21 protein-coding genes are annotated in these 19575 nt (G+C 65.6%); 15 read left to right on the forward strand and 6 right to left on the reverse strand.

All coding sequences use genetic code 11. The features are described 5' to 3' along the window. Nucleotides 1-18 precede the first annotated feature (18 nt). The 5 genes from AC5RUM_RS09245 to AC5RUM_RS09265 all read left to right on the forward strand — a co-directional run bounded on the left by AC5RUM_RS09245 (nt 19) and on the right by AC5RUM_RS09265 (nt 4284). Nucleotides 19-1620 carry a PspC domain-containing protein gene (locus AC5RUM_RS09245; RefSeq protein WP_494034635.1) on the forward strand — a complete coding sequence of 534 codons (1602 nt, stop codon included), beginning with the start codon at nt 19-21 and terminating at the stop codon, nt 1618-1620. Between the two features lies 1 nt (nt 1621). Then, nucleotides 1622-1924, forward strand: coding sequence for a hypothetical protein (locus AC5RUM_RS09250; protein ID WP_494034636.1), 303 nt, complete (start codon nt 1622-1624; stop codon nt 1922-1924). Between the two features lie 3 nt (nt 1925-1927). After that, the gene (locus AC5RUM_RS09255) at nt 1928-2182 is read left to right on the forward strand and encodes a PspC domain-containing protein (RefSeq protein WP_494034637.1); all 255 of its coding nucleotides are present in this window, start codon (nt 1928-1930) and stop codon (nt 2180-2182) included. A 192-nt stretch (nt 2183-2374) separates the two neighbouring features. Continuing rightward, nucleotides 2375-3400: a 6-phosphofructokinase gene (locus AC5RUM_RS09260; RefSeq protein WP_494034638.1), complete on the forward strand. Its 1026-nt coding sequence runs from the start codon at nt 2375-2377 to the stop codon at nt 3398-3400. A 167-nt stretch (nt 3401-3567) separates the two neighbouring features. Next, complete coding sequence (locus tag AC5RUM_RS09265; RefSeq protein WP_494034639.1) at nt 3568-4284, forward strand: GNAT family N-acetyltransferase; 717 nt, start codon at nt 3568-3570, stop codon at nt 4282-4284. A 10-nt stretch (nt 4285-4294) separates the two neighbouring features. On the opposite strand, the gene AC5RUM_RS09270 is transcribed toward AC5RUM_RS09265, so the two are convergent. The 6 genes from AC5RUM_RS09270 to AC5RUM_RS09295 all read right to left on the reverse strand — a co-directional run bounded on the left by AC5RUM_RS09270 (nt 4295) and on the right by AC5RUM_RS09295 (nt 9992). After that, entirely contained in the window at nt 4295-5842 is a 1548-nt protein-coding gene (locus tag AC5RUM_RS09270) for a DHA2 family efflux MFS transporter permease subunit (protein WP_494034640.1), read from the reverse strand. An 87-nt stretch (nt 5843-5929) separates the two neighbouring features. After that, a complete protein-coding gene (locus AC5RUM_RS09275) occupies nt 5930-6352 on the reverse strand; it encodes an ankyrin repeat domain-containing protein (protein ID WP_494034641.1) in 423 nt (140 codons plus the stop codon). Continuing rightward, nucleotides 6349-7434: a CAF17-like 4Fe-4S cluster assembly/insertion protein YgfZ gene (gene ygfZ / locus AC5RUM_RS09280; protein WP_494034642.1), complete on the reverse strand. Its 1086-nt coding sequence runs from the start codon at nt 7432-7434 to the stop codon at nt 6349-6351. Before ygfZ ends, AC5RUM_RS09275 begins: the two co-directional genes overlap by 4 nt. Nucleotides 7435-7519: 85 nt before the next feature. Further along, nucleotides 7520-8242, reverse strand: a complete 723-nt coding sequence (locus AC5RUM_RS09285) for a flavodoxin family protein (RefSeq protein ID WP_494034643.1) — start codon at nt 8240-8242, stop codon at nt 7520-7522. 171 nt (nt 8243-8413) lie between these two features. Further along, entirely contained in the window at nt 8414-9043 is a 630-nt protein-coding gene (locus tag AC5RUM_RS09290) for a nitrobindin family protein (protein ID WP_494034644.1), read from the reverse strand. Nucleotides 9044-9212: 169 nt separating this feature from the next. Then, nucleotides 9213-9992: a permease gene (locus tag AC5RUM_RS09295; protein ID WP_494034645.1), complete on the reverse strand. Its 780-nt coding sequence runs from the start codon at nt 9990-9992 to the stop codon at nt 9213-9215. Nucleotides 9993-10356: 364 nt separating this feature from the next. On the opposite strand from AC5RUM_RS09295, the gene AC5RUM_RS09300 reads away from it, so the two are divergent. The 10 genes from AC5RUM_RS09300 (at nt 10357) to AC5RUM_RS09345 (ending at nt 19546) form a co-directional block, all read left to right on the forward strand. Then, entirely contained in the window at nt 10357-11058 is a 702-nt protein-coding gene (locus AC5RUM_RS09300; RefSeq protein WP_494034646.1) for a winged helix-turn-helix transcriptional regulator, read from the forward strand. A gap of 262 nt (nt 11059-11320) precedes the next feature. After that, the gene (mshD, locus tag AC5RUM_RS09305; protein WP_494034647.1) at nt 11321-12292 is read left to right on the forward strand and encodes a mycothiol synthase; all 972 of its coding nucleotides are present in this window, start codon (nt 11321-11323) and stop codon (nt 12290-12292) included. A 104-nt stretch (nt 12293-12396) separates the two neighbouring features. After that, complete coding sequence (locus tag AC5RUM_RS09310; RefSeq protein WP_494034648.1) at nt 12397-14646, forward strand: RNA degradosome polyphosphate kinase; 2250 nt, start codon at nt 12397-12399, stop codon at nt 14644-14646. A gap of 9 nt (nt 14647-14655) precedes the next feature. Next, a complete protein-coding gene (locus tag AC5RUM_RS09315) occupies nt 14656-15627 on the forward strand; it encodes an NUDIX hydrolase (RefSeq protein ID WP_494034649.1) in 972 nt (323 codons plus the stop codon). A gap of 49 nt (nt 15628-15676) precedes the next feature. Continuing rightward, nucleotides 15677-16480, forward strand: a complete 804-nt coding sequence (locus tag AC5RUM_RS09320) for a thymidylate synthase (RefSeq protein ID WP_400580347.1) — start codon at nt 15677-15679, stop codon at nt 16478-16480. Further along, nucleotides 16477-17061 carry a dihydrofolate reductase gene (locus AC5RUM_RS09325; protein ID WP_494034650.1) on the forward strand — a complete coding sequence of 195 codons (585 nt, stop codon included), beginning with the start codon at nt 16477-16479 and terminating at the stop codon, nt 17059-17061. Before AC5RUM_RS09320 ends, AC5RUM_RS09325 begins: the two co-directional genes overlap by 4 nt. 6 nt (nt 17062-17067) lie before the next feature. After that, entirely contained in the window at nt 17068-17286 is a 219-nt protein-coding gene (locus AC5RUM_RS09330) for an NF038396 family protein (protein ID WP_205652827.1), read from the forward strand. A 117-nt stretch (nt 17287-17403) separates the two neighbouring features. Further along, nucleotides 17404-18495, forward strand: a complete 1092-nt coding sequence (locus tag AC5RUM_RS09335; protein ID WP_494034651.1) for a WXG100 family type VII secretion target — start codon at nt 17404-17406, stop codon at nt 18493-18495. A gap of 9 nt (nt 18496-18504) precedes the next feature. After that, complete coding sequence (locus tag AC5RUM_RS09340) at nt 18505-19152, forward strand: hypothetical protein (protein ID WP_494034652.1); 648 nt, start codon at nt 18505-18507, stop codon at nt 19150-19152. After that, nucleotides 19145-19546: a hypothetical protein gene (locus AC5RUM_RS09345; protein WP_494034653.1), complete on the forward strand. Its 402-nt coding sequence runs from the start codon at nt 19145-19147 to the stop codon at nt 19544-19546. The genes AC5RUM_RS09340 and AC5RUM_RS09345 overlap by 8 nt, the downstream gene beginning before the upstream one ends. Nucleotides 19547-19575 lie beyond the last annotated feature (29 nt).

Genomic DNA, 19575 nt, shown 5'->3' on the forward strand with positions numbered 1-19575 from the left:
GAACGGCAGTATCGAAGTATGAACTCGCAAAACCCAAATCCCTCTGATGGGCAGCAGCCCTCTGACATGTCGGACGACCAGACTCGTCCCCTCGAGGCAACCAAGCCATCCCCGCCGGAGCCCGGCGCCCCCGAACTGCCCGGCACTCAAGAGCTGCCCGGCGCCCACGAACTGCCTGGTGGCGACGGCGGATCCGGTGGTCCCGCCGCCGGCGGTCCTGTCTTCGGCACGGGCTATGGCCAGGCGCCCCGGCAACTGGACTTCTTCGACTGGATCCGCAGCCACGGCGTATACCGCGGACGCGACCGCTGGATCGGCGGCGTCTCCAGCGGCATCGCCGAGCGGATGGGCATCGATCCACTGATCGTGCGGGGCATCTTCATCGTGCTGACCCTGTTTGCCGGCATCGGTGTGGTGCTTTACGGCATCGGCTGGGCGCTCCTCCCGGAGCCGGACGGCCGGATCCACACGCAGGAAGCAGGGGCCGGCCGCTGGACCAGCGGCATGACGGGCGCCCTGGTCACCACGGTTATCGGCTTCACGGGCATGGGCGGCGGCTACTGGGGCTGGGGCCGCGACGGCTTCGGCTTCTTCTGGGCGCTGTTCTGGATCGGCGGCCTTGTTTACCTCATCTACTTCCTCACCCAGCGCAACAGAAAGCGCACTGGAGCAGCCATGAACCACACACCGGCGGACAGCCGCTCCGCATATGGATACACAGCCACAAGCGGTTCCCCCGCCGACGGCTCTGCAGCCGCGTTCGCTGCGGGCACGCCTGCCGCGTCGACGACGTACGGTGCCGGGCCGGCGTCGGAACCCCACCCGCCGTACGCGCCCAACAGCCCGTACGCCCCCAACACCCCGTACGGCGCCCAAACACCGTACCGCGGCACCGGCCAGGGCAATGTCCCCCCGTACGGCGGCGGCTTCGGCAGCGTACCGCCGCGCGGACCGGCACCGGTGCCGACACCCGTTCCGACACCGAAGTCAAAGCCGGCAGGCCCTGGCGCCCCCGCCGTGGCCATCACCGCAGGCCTCGCGCTGCTGGTCGGCGGCTCGCTCAAAGCGCTCGACGCCGGAAACGTGATTGATCTGGGCGATTCCGCGAACGCAATAGTTTGGGCCAGCGGCGCTGCCGTCCTCGGCCTTGGAATCCTCCTGGCCGGTCTGCGGGGCAGGACATCCGGGGTCCTCGGCTTCTTCGCCGTGGTTGCCCTGATCATCGGCGGCATCTTCAACTCGGTTCCGAACGGTGACCGCTTCCGCTTCCAGAACGCAGACTGGAACCCCGCGAGCATCGAGCAGGCCCGCGACGGGTTCCAGATCACCGGAGGCCGGGGAACCGTTGACCTCACCGGACTGAACCCGGCCGCGCCGCTGCCCGCCGACGTCGTCGTCCCCATGGACGTGACCGCCAGCAACGTCACGGTCATCCTGCCGAGGACAGTGCCGGTGGACGTCCGGGCCGACATGACGCTCGGGAACCTGCATGAAGGCACGAACCAGCGCGGCGGCATCACCTCCAGGCAGAGCAGCTACAACACGGACAGGCCCGGCGCCCGGCTGATCCTGCAGATCGACGGCACTGTCAGCACCATCACCATCCAGGAAGGAAACTGACATGAGCAGCTTCGACCCCAAACCGGCCCCCTCCTCCACGCCCGACACCTCCAAGGCCCCGGATCCGATGACGGCCGAGCCGGGTGAGCAAGCCCCCGCTTCGGCACGCGTCGGGACCATCGTCTGGGGGCTCGTGGTTCTCGCGCTGGCCGTCCTGATCATCATCTCCCAGCTGGGGATCGTGGTCCTGAACGGAACGTACGTCCTGATCGGCCTCATGATCGGCGCCGGCGCCGCCCTGGTCATCGGCGGACTACTTTCAGCCCGCCGACGTGACAATGGCCCCACAACCGGGAAGGCTTGAGGCATGGAAAAGTTCTACAGCATCGTCAGGGGCCTCGGCCTGAAACGCGGTCCGCAGCGCTGGCTCGGCGGAGTCTGCGGCGGGATCGCCGACAAGTTCAATGTGGACGTCGCCTACGTCCGGATCGGTTTCCTCATCTTCTGCCTCCTGCCCGGTCCGGCTGTGGTGTTCTACCTGGCGGCATGGCTGGTCCTGCCGAACCAGAACAACGTCATCGCCCTCGAATCCTTCCTCGAGAAGCGCGGCAACCGCTCCTGACGGACGACGGCGGCCGACCAGTTCGGTGCCCCTGCTCCACGGAGCAGGGGCACCGCTGCTTAAGCGGCACGCCCCCCGGCGGGCACTACATGTAATCGTTTGTGTCCTCGACCACACTGCCCACTAGAATCTAGGTGAGCTCAGCGTGGCGCTCTGCCTGTATACCTTCGAACCAGGATTTGAGCCGAAATAATGAAAATTGGAATCCTCACCAGCGGCGGCGACTGCCCCGGACTGAATGCCGTGATCCGCGGTGCGGTCCTTAAGGGCATCGCCATCCACGGCCACGAATTCGTGGGGTTCCTCGACGGATGGCGCGGCGTGGTCGAGGGGGACATCATCCCGATCCCCCGCACGCTCGTCCGGGGCATTGCCAAGCAGGGCGGCACCATCCTTGGTACCTCCCGCACCAACCCGTTCGAGGACGGCGGCGGACCGGAAGTCATCAAGGCCCACATGGACCGGCTCGGCATTGACGCCATCATCGCCATCGGCGGCGAAGGCACCCTCGCGGCCGCCAAGCGCCTCACAGACGCCGGCCTGAAAATCGTGGGCGTTCCCAAGACCGTGGACAACGACCTTGACGCCACGGACTACACGTTCGGTTTCGACACCGCCGTGCAGATCGCCACCGAAGCCATCGACCGCCTGCGCACCACCGGAGAATCACACCACCGCTGCATGATCGCCGAGGTCATGGGCCGCCACGTTGGATGGATCGCACTGCATGCCGGCATGGCCTCGGGCGCCCACGCCATTCTGATTCCGGAGCAGAAGGTCAGCATCGAGCAGATCACCAAATGGGTGACCGAGGCCCATGACCGTGGCCGTGCGCCGCTTGTGGTGGTTGCCGAGGGCTTCGTGCCGGAACACATGGAGTCCCCGCACTCCGAACGCGGCCTGGACACCTTTGGCCGGCCGCGGCTGGGCGGCATCGCCGACCAGCTCGCCCCGGAAATCGAAGCCAGGACCGGCATTGAAACCCGCGCCACCATCCTCGGCCACATCCAGCGCGGCGGTGTTCCGTCCGCCTTCGACCGCGTGTTGGCCACCCGCCTTGGCATGGCCGCCATCGACTCCGTGGTCGAAGGCCGCTGGGGCACCATGGTGTCCCTGAACGGCACCGACATCGACCACGTCGGCTTCGAAGCGGCCCTCGGCAAGCTCAAGACCGTCCCGCAGCACCGTTACGACGAAGCCGCGGTCCTCTTCGGCTAACCCGCCGCTCCTGCGCCCGCTCCTTCCCTCTCGTTCCCGCGGCGCGAACTGGCAGATAATGCCCGCTTCTCTGACTTTTGAGGGCATTATCTGCCGGTTCGCGCGTCCCGGAAGGGCTTAGATGTCCATTCGCGCTCGTGGGCGGCGGGGGTCGGTAGGCTGGAGTCATGAGCCTTGAGTCCCACTCCGCCGCCATCATTCAGCTGGCCTGGGCACGCCGGCTGGGGCTCGACGACGGCGCTTTCGCCAGCGCATTGGAAACCGGCGAGCGTATCACCCGGGCGGACGATTCGGCCCGCTCCGTGGAGTTCGTCCGCCTGTTCGGCAGCTCCGCGCTTGTGGGGCCGCAATGGGCCCTGGACGCCGCCGCCGGAATCGCCGATGAGGAAATGGCTCAGCACGTGACGCTGCTGACCATCACACGGCAGCACGGCGGCCACGGGCAAGGCTCTGCCGCGCTGTTCTTCGCCGACGACCTGCCGCTGCTGCAGCTCTCCGGGGAGCTGACCGTCTCCCACGGGAATCCGGAGGCCATCGAACTGGAGGGGCTGTGCCCGCCTGACGACGTCAACGAAGTGGGGCTCTCGGACCTCGAAAACCGCTACACGATCCTGCACCATGAGGATGGCCGCAACGTTCCTGTGGCCTGCGGCGCGTACTCCGAGTGGGAAGGGATCCTGGCCCACATGGGCGTGCTCGTGGCACCGCGGTGGCGCCGCCGCGGCGTGGGGTCGCTGGCAGCGTCGATCGCAGCCCACGAGGCGCTCGCATCGGGGCTGACGCTGCAGTGGCGCTCCGACGTCAGCAACAAGGGCTCGCTGGCCATTGCGCGGAGCCTGGGCTTCGCCACGGGCGGTATCGAGACCAGCGTGCTGCTGGGCTGAGGCATCGCGGCTAGGGCGACTTGGCCGCTGCCGTTTCCGCAGCCGCCGGCTGCTGCCCGCCCCAGCCCTGCACGGGATTTGGCCGGGCGAAGAAAAGGGCCACAGCGGCGCCCAGCACGATCACGGCCGCAGGCAGCATGATCGACTGGCCCATCGCCGTCGAAAATCCTTCATGGAGCGCCTCCGGAAGCTGGCCGCCGAAGCTCATTGCCTCGCCGCCCGGCCCGGCCGTAGCGGCTTCCCCGCCCGCGCCGGCCTCCCCTGGCGCGCCGGCGGCCGGAAGCTCGGCCGCGAGCCGGGCCTGCATGAGGACAGCAATGGCCGCACTGCCGAGGACGGCGCCGATCTGCCTGGTGGTGTTGTACACGCCGGCTCCGGCACCGGCCTGCCGCGGCGGCAGATTGCGGGTGGCCGTGGAACTCAGCGGAGCCCAGATGCCCGCGTTCGCGAAGCCAAGCAGGGCACTCGGCAGCAGGAACAGCCATACGGGGGTGTCCGGGTGCATGAGGGCAGAGTTCCAGAACAGCGCCACGGCCATGAGCAGCAGCCCGGCGGAGGTGAGGTATTTCGGGTTCACCCGGTCAATGATCCTGCCGACCGCCGGGGCCAGGCCGCCGGAAATCAGCGCCATCGGCACCATCATCAGCGCCGACTGCGTGGGCGTCATGCCACGCACCATCTGGTAGTAGAAGACCAGCGGCAGCCCGAAGGCCGTAACTGTGAACCCCACCGTGGTGATCCCGATGTTGGCGAGCGAGAAATTGCGGTCCTTAAAGAGGCCCAGCGGCAAGAGCGGTTCGCCTTTGTTCACGGCCTGCCAGCCGACGAAAAGCACCAGCACAACGATTCCGCTGATGATCAGTCCCCAGACCGTCACGGGTCCGGCAATGGTGCCCCAGCTGTACGTCTCGCCCTCCTGGAGGCCAAACACCAGCAGGAAAAGCCCGACGGCGCTGAGCACCACGCCGGGAACGTCGAACCTGTGCGGGTGGGTGGTCAGGGACGGCACGAAACGCCAGGCGAGGATGAATCCCACGATCCCGATAGGGACATTGATAAAGAAGATCCACTCCCAGCCCAGCCCGTCCACCAGCACGCCTCCGAGGATCGGACCCACCAGCGTGGCCATGCCTGCGGTGGCACCCCACAGCCCCATGGCGGCTCCACGCCGGTCCGGCGGAAAGATCCGGGTTATCACGGCCATGGTCTGTGGCGTCATGAGCGCAGCACCGAGACCTTGAAGGACACGGGCAGCGATCAGCATCTGGACACTGCCGGACAACCCGCACCACAGCGAGGCCACGGTGAAAACGACGAGTCCGGACAGGTAAAGGCGCTTGGGCCCGAAGCGGTCCCCCAGCCTGCCGGTGATCAGCAGCGGCACGGCATACGCCAGCAGGTAGGCGCTCGTGACCCAGATGACGGCGGTGATGTCCGTCCCGAGCCCTTCCATGATCCGCGGATTGGCCACGGAAACGATGGTGGTGTCGATCAGGATCATGAAGAATCCGATGACCAGAGACCAGAGGGCAGGCCACGGCCTGCTGACGTTTTCCAAAAAAATTCCTAAGGTGCGGGCGGCTGCTGGGAGCAGACAGCCAGTGAGTGCAGGCGGCTGCTGGGTGCTGGGGCTGGCGGTGAGTGCCTAAGCCAGCAGGTCCTGGATGTCCTTGCGGGCGAACATGTCCGCCGCGGCGCGCGCCGAGGGGGTTCCGGCGTCGGGATCGGCGCCGGCGTCGAGCAGTACCCGGGCCACATCCGTGTAGCCCTTGAAGACCGCGCCCGCCAGGGGTGTCTGACCGCGCCCGTTGGCCTGGTTCGCGTCGCCGCCGTGGTACAGGATTAGCTGCACAGTCTCTGCATGCCCGTGATAAGCCGCGAGCATGAGCAGCGAGTCCCCGGCGGCGTTGGTGAGCGTGGCCGGGGCACCGGCGTTGAGGTAGCTGCGGAGCATCTCGGTTTCGCCGTTGCGTGCGGCGTCGAAGAGCCGGTGCGCGAGTTCGAGCGTCTCTTCGTCCATTCCGGCGGCGGTGCTGCCCGGGGCGTTCGGGTCGGTCTGGTCTGTCATTTGTGGGTCCCCCTCAGGAATCCGGTCTGCCGGCCAACCACCTGCCCGGCGTCGGGAGCCACGATTACTTCCTGCGCGGCTGTGTACGGCTCTTCACCGTCCATGACAGTCAGTATTTCATCCGGCCCGACAGAACGCTTTATGACCGCCAGTGCAATGGGACCCATCTCGTAGTGCTGGGCCACGGACGTGACGGTGCCCACCTTGCGCTCGCCCACGAGCACGGAACTCCCGGCCTCCGGCATGGTGTGCTGCGAACCGTCGAGCTGCAGGAACACGAGCCTGCGCGGCGGGTGGCCCAGGTTGTGCACACGGGCAATGGTCTCCTGGCCCTTGTAGCAGCCTTTGGCCAGGTGGACGGCGGTCCGGAGCAGGTCCAGCTCGTGCGGGATGGTCTTGTCGTCCGTTTCGGCCCCGAGCCGGGGCCGCCAGGCCGCGATGCGCAGGGCTTCGGATGCCGAGACTCCGGCCAGCGGCCGGTCGGCCACCGTTGCTTCCAGCTCCGCGGCGGGGACCAGGTATTCGAACCACGGACGCTCTGCGCCGGGATGGGCGTCCTCGCCCACTACCGAATAGGCGTACCCGCCGGCGCCGACGTGCGGCCAGGGGTCCTGCCAGACCTTCAGCGCGGACCATTCCGGCACGGCCCGGGTGGATCCCAGCACGGCCCAGTCATCCGAGACGTCCGCAATTTCCACGCGCAGCATGAACTTCATCTTGTTCAGCCACTCCGCGAGCGGGGCAGCCTCGGCGGCTTCCACAATGAGCCAGGTGGTCCCGCCGTCGTCCACTACCCGGGCGTCGAATTCGATGCGGCCCTGCACACTCAGCAGCAGCAGCTCGCTGGACTCACCGGGCTGCAGGTTGGTGACCTGCTGGGAGGACAGCGTATTGAGCCAGCTCAAGCGGTCCGGCCCGCTGACGGTCACCACGCCGCGGTGGGAAAGGTCGACGACGGCGGTCCCGGCAGCGAGGGCGCGCTGTTCGCGCAGCGGCTCACCGTAGTGGGATGCGACGCCGGAATCGGCGCCGCCCGCTTCGACGGCTCCAGGGCGCGACAACAGAGGGCTCTTGATAGTCATATGAAGGGAACGTCCTTGGCTTGGCGGGTATTCCGGAGCAGCGAATCGGTGCACCGGCTCGGTGAGGTCCGGCGCCCCGGCCCGCTCAGCGGTATTCCGGGTTTTCGAAACCGAACTTCGATCCGGCCTTCCATTCTTCCGGAAGGTTGCCGTACGCGGGAATCCCGCCGGCGTCCTTGAGCGTCCGGGCCAGATGCAGAAGATTCCACGTCATGAACGTGGTGTTTCTGTTGGTAAAGTCACTCTCCGGGCCGCCGGACCCCTCGTCGAGGTAGCTGGGCCCGGGACCGACCGGGCCGATCCAGCCGGCATCAGCCTGCGGCGGAATTGTGAAACCGATGTGCTGCAGGCTGTAGAGGACATTCATGGAGCAGTGCTTGATGCCGTCCTCGTTCCCGGTGATCAGGCAGCCGCCCACTTTCGGATAGAACGCCCACTGGCCCTTGTCATTGAGCTGTCCGGAGTGTGCGTAGAGGCGCTCGATGAGCTTCTTGGTCTGGGATGAGTTGTCACCGAGCCAGATGGGCCCGGCGACCACCACGATGTCGGCCTCCTGCACCGCCGGGTACAGCTCGGGCCATTCGTCAGTTTCCCAGCCGTACTCCCGCATGTCGGGGTAGACGCCGCTGGCGATGTCATGGTCCACGGTCCGGATCAGGCGGGTGGCCACTCCCTGCTTTTCCATAATGCGGCGGCTGAGCCGGATCAGCCCCTCGGTGTTGCTCTTTTGCGGGGAGCGTTTAAGGGTGCCATTGAAGAACAGCGCCTTGAGGTCGCTGTAGTCCGCCGGGGCTTGGGCTTCATCCATGACGTGCTCCCTGGGTTGCGTCGGGCAGAGGGTCAGAGACCTCAGACCAACGTAACGGACGGAAGGCGCTTGGAACAGCAGCGAATACCGGCCGGACAACCGGCGGAGGCCGGGACGTCAGTGCGCTTTAAGGGGACGTCAGTGGGTAAAGCGGTGGGCGCTACCCGAGGATCAGGAGACGCGTTTCAGGAACGCCGAGGCGTGTGCTTCCAGGCCGTTGCCCGGCTCCGACGATTTGGCCGAGGAGGCGCCGCCGGTGGCAACATCCCACCGCCACAGCAGATTCCCGTCCACCAAACCGAAGATCCGGGTGGCCGCGCTGTAGTCCTTCGAGTGGCTCCCCCGCATCACCATGTCGGTGCTCAGCTGGATCTGCGGCCCCTTGATCTGGCCGTAGTACAGCTCGGAAATCCCGCCCGGATGGGAGATGGACACGGAGATGTCGAATCCGCCGTCCTTGTTCCGCAGCGCCTCCACCTCGTCGGCACTCTTTAACGCCGGCACGATATCCGCGGGAACAAGGCCGGGGCCGCCGTCGGCATCCAACTGTTTGCGCTCAAGCGCCCAAAATCCGGTCTCAACCGTGAGGGGCCGGAGTTTGGTGCCGTCCTCGTCGGTCAGCCAGCTTTCTGCACGGTACTGCAGGTACGGCAACCCGTTATGGGTGAACGAAACGTGCTGAAGAAAATGCTCAGACCCTTCGTCGCCTGACCCGAGCCGTCCGCGGCCCTCCCACTCACCAATGAGCCAGGATAACGGGACCAGTTCGGGAGTCAGGTCTGTGGGTATCTCGATAGGCACAGCTGTTACCTCTTGAAGCAGCTAACAGGGAAGTGGTTCTACTTCTGTCCCTTGAACAGGCGGTAGACCACAAAGCCGGCAAACCAAGCCATGGCAAGGCTCGCGATGCCGAGCAGGACAAGGAAGAAAATTTCATATGCAAGTACGGACATGGTGCCATCCTAACGCGTTAGTAGATGAGTAGTTTGTCTATGAAGTAGGCAAGTGATCCAACCGCCGAAACGGGCGCCAGTCCCATCCCCAGGGCAGCCGGAAAGTTCAGGGGGACACTCCGCAACGTCACGAGCCGCCGGAAGCTGACCAGCACCGACCCCACCACCACACCGAAAACTGCGGCAGGCAGCACGGCGACGTCGGAGAGAACGAGCCCGGCCAGCGGCCCGGCAAGTCCTGCGAGAATGATCCCCAGCGGAGCGACGATGCTGTCGGGCCAGCGGATCAGGCCCGCCAGCAGGGCAACCGCAGCGCTCACACCGGCCACAAGCATCATTTCCTTGACCCCGTTGAACCGGGCCCCGGCGATCCACCCCGCGCCCAGGCAGGACAGGAGAACCCCCACACAGCAGCCCAGCGTTGATTCCAGCCGTTGTGCCTGGCCCGTTCCGCGCACGATTTGGACGAGGAATACGGACATGACCCCCAAGGCGATGAATCCGGGCGTCCAGTCGAGGTAGCCGGGCGCGGGAACGGTGGCCGCCGCCACGGCCGAACCGGCGCCCGAGAGCCCGATCACCGCCGCGAGTGTCTTCTTGGCCGGGATGCCGAGGTAATGCGGCCAGCCCAGGCCAACGGCCAGGGCAACCACCACCGCCACAGCAAGCAGGACATCCGGCGTCCGGTAAATGCTGGCGATGATGACGGCCAGTCCGGCGAGGCCGATGACCCCGATGCTCCAGGACCCCACGGCGGCCCCGGAAGGCGCGGCAGCGCTCATCTCAGGCGCGGCCATCGCGTCCTCCTCTTGACTCTGCACTCAACTTCGCTGCGTCCTCATCTGCCTGTGCCTTGACGGGCTGGCCGTCGGCGGGCGGTGTCGTCGGCGGGTTGGGCCGTTGACGGGCTGGGCTGGAGCCCTGACGGTTCAATCCTGCCCTATGTGACTGCCATATGTCGCAAATGAGGCGCGTTGCAGGCGCGAATCAGTGTCGGCCAGAGAGGCGTTGGGTATACTCAAAGCTCAGCTACGCTTCCCGCAGGGAAATGGAGACACTGGCCCGCCAGCGTGTCCGAGGCTCCTGCGGCCAGCACAGTACCGACCGGTGAAAGCCCGGTTCAGTCGCCCAATGATGCGCGGACGGCCCCTTGGAGGAACAATGTCGCACATCCTGTTACTGACCAACAGCACCGGATCCTCGGTGGACATCCTGCCTGCCTTGGAGCTCCTGAACCACCGGGTTCACATCCTCCCGGCCGAGCCCACTGCCCTGCTGGAAACGGACCCCTGCGACATCGTCCTCCTGGACGCGCGTAAAGACCTCGTCGGGGCCCGGTCCCTCACCCAGCTCCTGAAAGCAACGGGCCTCAGCGCACCGCTGGTGCTGATCCTCACCGAAGGCGGCATGGCCGCCGTGTCTTCCGCCTGGGCGGTCGATGACATCGTCCTGGATTCCGCCGGCCCCGCCGAGGTGGAAGCCAGGATCCGCCTCTCTGTGGCACGGGCCGTCCCCGAGGAGGAGGACACCCCGTCCGAGATCCGGGCTGCCGGCGTCGTTATCGACGAGGCGAGCTACACGGCGCGGGTCAACGGCGCGGCGCTCAACCTGACGTTCAAGGAATTCGAGCTCCTAAAGTACCTCGCGCAGCACCCCGGCCGCGTATTCACGCGCCAGCAGCTGCTGACCGAGGTGTGGGGCTATGACTACTACGGGGGCACGCGCACCGTCGATGTGCACGTGCGTCGGCTGCGCGCCAAGCTGGGCGCGGACCACGAGAACCTGATCAGCACTGTCCGCAACGTCGGGTACCGGCTCACGCTGGTGCGCAAGCAGGAGGACGAGGAACTCGCCGAGGCCTGACCGGACCCGCCGCCAGCCTCAAGCAAGGCAATCTCTAAGCAAGGCAAACTCTGAGCAACGCAAAAGGCCCGGGCTATTTCGAGTCCGGGCCTTTTGCGGTTCTTCAGTGGAGGACATACGGGTCGAACGTATCGAGGCCACCCCAGTGGTGGATCCCCCTCACATTCAGCTTCAGAAGCCGAACGAGATATCAACTATACCGGCCTCTCCCGGCGGCTCCAAATCGGGCATCTCTGCGGTCACTGCGTATAGCCTTGACACCATGAGCCCTGCGCACCCGGAGAATTGGCCCGTCACCGTCGTCAAGGGCGGTGTTGACGAACAGCTGCTGCGGGACATCAGGACCCTGCTGGAAGCGGCCGAGGAGTCGGACGGCAACCCTTCCATCTCGGAACAGACCCTGGTGACGCTGCGCGCCGCGGACACCGGCCCCCATTCCCTGCTGACCCTGGCCCTCTACGCGCCGGACGAGGATTCCGATCCCGCCACCGCCCAGGATCTGGCGGGCTTCGCCGTCGTCGTTGAGGAGGAGGACGCCACGGGCGTCCTTGAGATCGCCGTGCACCCGAGCTACCGAAACCAGGGTGTAGCGGACAGGCTCGTGGGCTCCCTGAAGTCCGTCCGAGGATTCGACGGGCTGAAGGCCTGGTCCCACGGCAACCACGAGGCCGCCGCGGAACTGGCCGCCCGCTACGGATACGGCCCCGTCCGGGAACTGTGGAAGATGCGGCTGGCCACAGCGGCGGCTGAACTGCCCGACGTCAGCCTTCCGGACGGCGTGGTGCTCCGCGCCTTTGAGCCGGGCAAGGACGAGGACGCCTGGCTGGCGGCGAACCGCGAGGCGTTCGCCCACCACCCGGAACAGGGGTCCATGACCAGGGCAGACCTTGAGGCGCGGATGGCGGAGCCGTGGTTCGATCCCGCAGGCTTCCTCCTCGCCGAGGACAGGGACGGGCGGTTGCTCGGCTTCCACTGGACCAAGATCCACCCGCAGCACGGCGACCATCCCGCGATCGGCGAGGTTTACGTCGTCGGGGTGACGCCTGCAGCACAGGGCATGGGCTTGGGCAAGGCACTGACGGTTGCCGGCATCCGGTACCTGCAGCAGCAGGGCCTTCACGCCGTCATGCTTTACACGGATGCGGACAACGCCCCGGCCGTGTCGCTGTACCGTCGGCTGGGCTTCACGCGGTGGGACGTCGACGTCATGTATGGGCCGCTGGACGGGCGTTAGCCCAGCCATTCGACGCTGAGCGCGGTCCCCGCTAAATCTGCGGGTCCCGCCGGGGCGGATGATTGTAAGGTTGAAGCTAAATCCCCCAGCATCAAGGAGAGAGCATGCAACCGGAATCCGCCGGATCAGCAACGACCGAAATCAAGGCGGCCCCCGTGCGTGCCCGATTCGGCTCCTCCGAGGTGCCCGCGTCCCGTGCCACGCAGGACCGGATCGACATCCCTGAATTCGCCGCCATCCTTGAGCCGGAAGGCGAAATCAGCCCTGACCGGTTCCTGGACCGGGAACTGAGCTGGCTTGCCTTCAACGCCCGGGTCCTTGAACTGGCCGAAGACCCCAACCTCTACCTGCTCGAGCGGGTCAGCTTCCTGTCGATTTTCGCCTCCAACCTTGACGAGTTCTTCATGGTCCGGGTGGCCGGCCTGAAGCGCCGGATCGCCACCGGACTCGCGGTGCCCTCCCCCGCCGGCCTCAGCCCCGTCCAGGTCCTGGAACAGATCGGCGAGGCGGCGCACAAGCTGCAGGAACGCCACGCCAAGGTCTACGCCGAGCAGATCCGGCCCGCCCTCGCGTACGAGCACATCCACCTCATGCACTGGGACGAGCTCGACGACGACGCCAAGCACCGCCTCAGCGTCATGTTCGCGGAAAAGGTCTTCCCCATCCTCACCCCGCTCGCGGTGGACCCGGCCCACCCCTTCCCCTACATTTCGGGGCTGTCCCTGAATCTGGCCGTGGTGGTCCGGAACCCGGTGAGCGACAAGGAGCTGTTCGCACGTGTCAAGGTGCCGGACCAACTGCCGCGCCTGATCTCCATCGACGGCCCGCGCGCCGGGTCGGTGCCTGGGCGCGTTGCCCGGTTCATCGCCCTTGAGGAAGTCATCGCCGTCCACCTCGACCAGCTCTTCGCCGGCATGGAAGTCCTCGAGCACCACACGTTCCGCGTCACACGCAACGAGGACGTGGAGGTGGAGGAAGACGACGCCGAGAACCTCCTGCAGGCCCTTGAGAAGGAACTCCTGCGTCGCCGGTTCGGCCCTCCCGTCCGCCTCGAAGTCACCCACGACATCAACCCCAACATCCGGGCCCTGCTGATCCGGGAACTGGGAGTGGAGGAATCCGAGGTCTACTCGGTACCTGCCCCGCTGGACCTCCGCGGACTCTCCGTCATTGCGGGCATTGACCGGGCAGACCTGCACTACCCGAAGCACGTGCCGCACACGTCCCGGTACCTGAACGAATCCGAAACGTCCAAGGCGGCGAACGTCTTCGCCGCCATGCGCCGCCGCGACATCCTGCTGCATCACCCCTATGACTCGTTCTCCACGTCTGTGCAGGCGTTCCTGGAGCAGGCCGCCGCCGACCCGAAGGTCCAGGCCATCAAGCAGACCCTGTACCGCACCTCCGGCGACTCGCCCATTGTGGATGCCCTGATCGATGCGGCGGAGGCAGGCAAGCAGGTCTTGGCCCTGGTGGAGATCAAGGCCAGATTTGATGAACAGGCCAACATCTCCTGGGCGCGCAAACTTGAACAGGCCGGCGTGCATGTTGTGTACGGCATCGTGGGCCTGAAGACGCACTGCAAGCTGTCATTGGTGGTGCGCCAGGAAGTTGACGGTCTGCGCCGCTACTGCCACATCGGAACGGGCAACTACCACCCCCGCACGGCGCGCTACTACGAGGACCTCGGCCTTCTGACCGCCAATGAGCAGGTGGGCGAAGACCTCTCCAAGCTCTTCAACCAGCTCTCCGGCTACGCCCCGAAGTCCACCTTCAAGCGGCTCCTGGTGGCACCGCGCTCGGTGCGCTCCGGGCTGATCGACAGGATCGAGACCGAGATCCGCAACGCCCGCGCCGGAATTGCGGCCCGCGTGCAGATCAAGGTCAACTCCATGGTGGACGAGGCCATCATCGACTCCCTCTACAGGGCATCCCAGGCCGGCGTGAAGGTGGATGTCATTGTGCGCGGCATATGCTCGCTCCGGCCGGGCATCCCCGGGCTGAGCGAGAACATCACGGTGCGCTCCGTCCTTGGCCGTTTCCTCGAGCATTCCCGCGTCTTCGCCTTCGGCAACGCGGGCAACCCCGTGGTCTACATCGGATCGGCCGACATGATGCACCGCAACCTGGACCGCCGGGTTGAGGCGCTGGTACAGCTCTCCGGCGGCGAGGACACCACGTATGTCCTGGACATGCTGCGCCGCTACATGGACCCCGAAACCGCAAGCTGGCACCTGGACAGCAGTGGGGACTGGACCCGGCACCACCTTGACGAGGACGGCAGGGAACTCGACGACGTCCAGTCCTGGCTCCTGGCCTCCCGTTCCCGCCAGCGCGCAACAGCCCGGCGGTAGGACCAGAGTTTGAAGAGCGATTCACCGGTAGCAGACCAGACCGACCACCCCGGCGAGCCCGTTGCCGTTACCGCGGCCGGCGCCATACCTTGGCGCGTCAAGAACGACCAGCTGGAAGTCCTGCTGATCCACCGGCCCAGGTATGACGACTGGTCGTGGCCGAAGGGCAAGCTCGACGCCGGCGAGACAGTCCCCGAGTGCGCCGTCCGGGAAGTGATGGAAGAGATCGGGCTGCTGGCTCCCCTGGGCATCCCGCTCCCGCCGATCCACTACCACGTCCCTGCGGGACTGAAGGTGGTCCATTACTGGGCGGTGGAAGTCGTCAACGGAGCTCACCTGCGCCCTGACGGCAAGGAAGTGGACAGCGTCATGTGGTGCACTCCCGAGAGGGCGGCCACCATGCTGTCCAATCCATCGGACATTGGGCCGCTTGAGTTCCTGGCGGAGGCGCAGGCCCGGGGGGAGCTGCACACCTGGCCGCTGGTCATCGTGCGCCACGCAAAGGCCAAGCCGCGGTCCTCCTGGACCAAAGCCGAAGGCGAACGTCCCCTCGCGGCCACGGGTGTGCGGCAGGCCCAGGCCGTCAGCAGGCTTCTGCGGGTCTGGAAGCCGATGCGCGTGGTCACGAGTCCGTGGCGGAGATGCGTCTCCACCATCGCGCCCTACGCCAAGGCTTCGGACGCCAAGGTGAAGCTCGTGGACGCCCTGACCGAGCACCGGCACGCGCGGAACCCGAAGAAGACGGCGGCTGCTGTTGACGCGCTGTTCGACAAGCAACGGGCCGTGGTGCTGTGCACGCACCGCCCGGCCCTGCCCACCGTCCTGAAGCAGCTCAGTAACTCGATGAGCCCCAGGCTTCAGGGCGTGCTTCCCGTGGCCGACCCCTATCTGGCACCCGGGGAGATGATCATCTGCCACGTTGCCCACGGCAGCAAGAGCAGGATCGTGGCCGTGGAACAGTTCAAGCCGTTCGACGACTGAGCCGCCAGCCCTCCGGGGGCGGCGGGCTGGACTCCACTAGACTGGACGCGTGAGCATCCCAACGCCCTATGAAGACCTCCTGCGCGATGTCATGGCCCATGGCACGCACAAATCAGACCGCACCGGAACGGGCACCAGCAGCGTGTTCGGGCGCCAGATGCGCTTTGACCTCGGCAAGAGCTTCCCGCTCATCACCACCAAGCGTGTGCATTTCAAGTCAGTGGCCGTCGAGCTGCTGTGGTTTCTGCGCGGCGAAACCAACGTCAAGTGGATGCAGGACCAAGGTGTCACCATCTGGAACGAGTGGGCGGACGCCGACGGCGAACTTGGCCCGGTCTACGGCGTTCAGTGGCGCAGCTGGCCCACACCCGATGGCGGTCACATCGACCAGATTGCCGAGCTGGTCGCGAACCTGAAGGACAACCCCGACTCCCGCCGGCACATCGTGTCGGCCTGGAACGTGGCCGAGCTCAAGGACATGGCCCTCCCGCCGTGCCACGCGTTCTTCCAGTTCTACGTGGCCGACGGCAAGCTGTCATGCCAGCTGTACCAGCGTTCTGCGGACATGTTCCTGGGGGTGCCGTTCAACATCGCCTCCTACGCACTGTTGACGTGCATGCTTGCCCAGCAAACCGGGCTGGAACCGGGTGAGTTCGTCTGGACCGGCGGCGATGTCCACATCTACGACAATCACATGGACCAGGTCCTGAAGCAGCTGGACCGTGAGCCGTATGAGTATCCCCAGCTGAAAATCACCCGCAAGCCGGCCTCGATTTTCGACTACACGCTGGATGACTTCGAAGTGGTCGGCTACCGGCACCACCCCACGATTAAGGCACCGATCGCCGTATGAGCACCGAGGAGACCATAGATCCGCAGGCCTTCAGCGACGGGATCGCTGCGAACACGACCGGGATCGGGCTGGTCTGGGCGCAGACCACGTCGGGCGTCATCGGCAGGGACGGCGACATGCCCTGGCACCTCCCGGAAGACCTGAAGCACTTCAACAAGGTAACGAGCGGCCATCCGGTCATCATGGGCCGCAAGACGTGGCTGTCCTTCCCGGACAAGTACCGGCCACTTCCCAACCGGACCAACATTGTCATCACCCGGCAGGAAAACTGGGGCGGGACGCCCGAGGCGGAGGGCGCCGTCGTCGTCAAATCCCTTGACGACGCGCTTCTGGAGTCGCAGTTCGCGCCCGGCTGTGAGGCGATCTGGATCTTGGGCGGCGGCGAAATTTTCAGGCAGTCAGTGGACCTCGCCAACATTGCCGTGGTCACCACGATCGACGTGGAGGCCGACGGCGACACGCACGCACCACAGCTGGGCGCAGCCTGGGAGGCTGAGGACTCAGTACCCCGCGAAGGCTGGCTGACGGCAGCCAACGGCACCCGTTACCGGTTCACCAAATGGAACCGCAGAGAAGGTTAGACACCAATGCTTAAGAAACCCGAAACACTCTTCGTGCTCGGCTACATGCTGCTGCCACTGCTGGCCCTGTTGTCAGCCATTGTCGGCCTGACCATGATCCTCGGCGGAAACAAGATCGCGGGCATCATCGTGCTGGTCGTGGTCACCCAGGCGTTCGCCTTCGGGGCCTTCTTCGCCCTGCGCGCCCGCAAGAATGCCGTGCTGGAAGAGACCGACCGGCAGTAGGGACCACGCGATGGGGAGGGCTGCCCATCGCGGCGGCGCAGCGCTGCAACTACAGTGTTGCAGGACTCAGCAGCCGTTCAGACACAGAACGTTGAAACTTCGGGGGATGATGCCACAGTGGCAGGCAATTTGTGGGGCGCAGATGTGGCGCAGCTCCGCACACTCGCACAGCAGTTCGGAAAGGTTTCCGACAACCTGCTGCAAACGTCATCCCATCTGACCAACCAGATCAACAGCACCCCGTCGTGGAAGGGCAACGACGCCAGCCAGTTCCGCTCGGCCTGGAATGCCGACCACAGGGCACTCATCCAGCAGACTGCACGCGCCCTCAAGAACGAGTCAAGAAGGCTGCTGGACAACGCCAGTGAGCAGGAGAAAGCCAGCGATGCTGCCCCCGGGTCCGGCGGCGGACCGGGCACTCTCAGCGATCCGGGCGGGACGCTGCCAGGTGTGGTGGGCGGCGTGCTGCTCGGCGGGCTCGGCGGACTCAGGTCCTTCCTGACGTTCCAGAAGTACATCAAAGCTCCGCTCACACTGGCCAAGCACGTGGGGCAGTACGGCTGGGTGCTCAAGAACCATCGGGCGGACTTGGCCCAGGCGTTGCTGACCAAGGGCCGGCACCGGCTCGGCGGGCCCGTTTTTGACAGCCGCCACCTGCTGCAGACCACCAAAGGGACCGCCGCCCTCGAAGGCCTTCTGAGTAACTCTTCGAAGGCAAGCCGCGGTCTCGGCATCATTGACAAGGCGTCGGACATTGCCTCGCTGAAGAACCTGCATAATTACCCAGGACTTACCAGGCTCGCCCCGTTACTGGAAGAAAAGCCCTGGATTGGTGCGGGCTCTAAGTTCGAGTGGCTCGGCAAGTCGGGCCTGGCCCGGGGGCTGGGCTGGGCAGGCGTCGGCTTCAGCGCCGTTGACTCGGTTAACAGCTTTGCAAACGGCGATATCAAGGGCGGGGTGGGCAGCGCGCTCAAGGCAGGCCTGGGTGTTGGATGCTTTTTGCCGCCACCCGCTGGTACTGTCTGCCAGGTCGCCAGCGTTGGGGTGCTCGTCTACGAGAACTGGGACACCATCAGCAGCGTCGGAAAGAACATCGGCGAAGGCGTGGCCAACGCTGTGAAGGATCCCGGAAAGTTTGTCAGCGACACGAAAGATACGCTGGTGGATGCCGGCAAGTCCGTGGGCAATTTCCTTGGAATCGGCGATTAGGAGACAGGCATGACTGTTCAGGACCAAACCCAGCAGGAGCCGCGGCTCGGCGTCGACGTCATCGGCTTCGGTGTGGGCGAGTTTGCATATCTTCTGAACGTCTTCGAAGGTCCCGCACGGGATCGATCCGTCAGCGTGTTTCACGCGGAGGAAATGGTCGACGACGTCACCCTGTCCACAGCAGGTGCATCCTCGCTGTTGGCGCGGGACATGGCCACTGTCGATGAGGACGGCGAACTCGGCGTTAAGGGGGTGGCCGCTGCCGTGGCCACGGCGCTGGGGCAGGCCACCCGCTGGACTGAGATTTCCCTCCTAACAGCCGAAACCATGGACAACGTCGCCTTTATTGAAGGGTCCGATGTAGCCATCATGCTCCAGCCACGGCTGCTCGGAACATGGTTCGTGTTCGCCAAGGACCCCTCCCTGTCCTCGGCAGAAGCCATCCTGCGTATCGTCCGGCAGCACGTCTCAGAGAATCCAGAAGGCTCGGCATATCTCGTGTTCAAGACCCTGGACTCCGAGCAGCACCTCCTGGTCCGGCGCGAAGCCGACACCTGGACCACCGGGGTCCCGGACTTCGACAAAGATGAGGTCGCCGAGACTCCGCGCCGTGACGACGCCGGGCTGCTCGCTGCGATTGAGGATGCCCGTGGCTAGGCGCAGCGAAGGAGTCCCCCAGGACCCGGGCTATGCACCACCCGGGCCCTCTAAGGATCAGCTGATCCACCGTCGGATCGAGAACGGCGAGGTGGTGGGCTACACGCCTGCCGAGTACGGCGTACGCAAGGACGATGGCTTTAGCCTGGTGAAGCCGGTGAACAGCTCGGCCGGGCTGCTGTTCCTTGCAGTCCTGATCAGCCTGGCTTTTGGCGGCATGCTGTATGGAATTGTGCAAATGGCCCTCACCGACCAGTGGCATATCCTGGGCGAAATCTGGTGGATGTACGTGTTGATCCTCTTTCCCCTCTTTGCCGGCTGGTCCAGCTACTTCAAGGAACGCAAGGCCGAGAAGCTGCGCAAGTCCCGGAACCTGCCGCGGCCGGTTGACTAGTTCCAACGGGTGCAGCTGCCTGGCACGAG

It is taken from the genome of Arthrobacter sp. B2060, assembly GCF_059090445.1.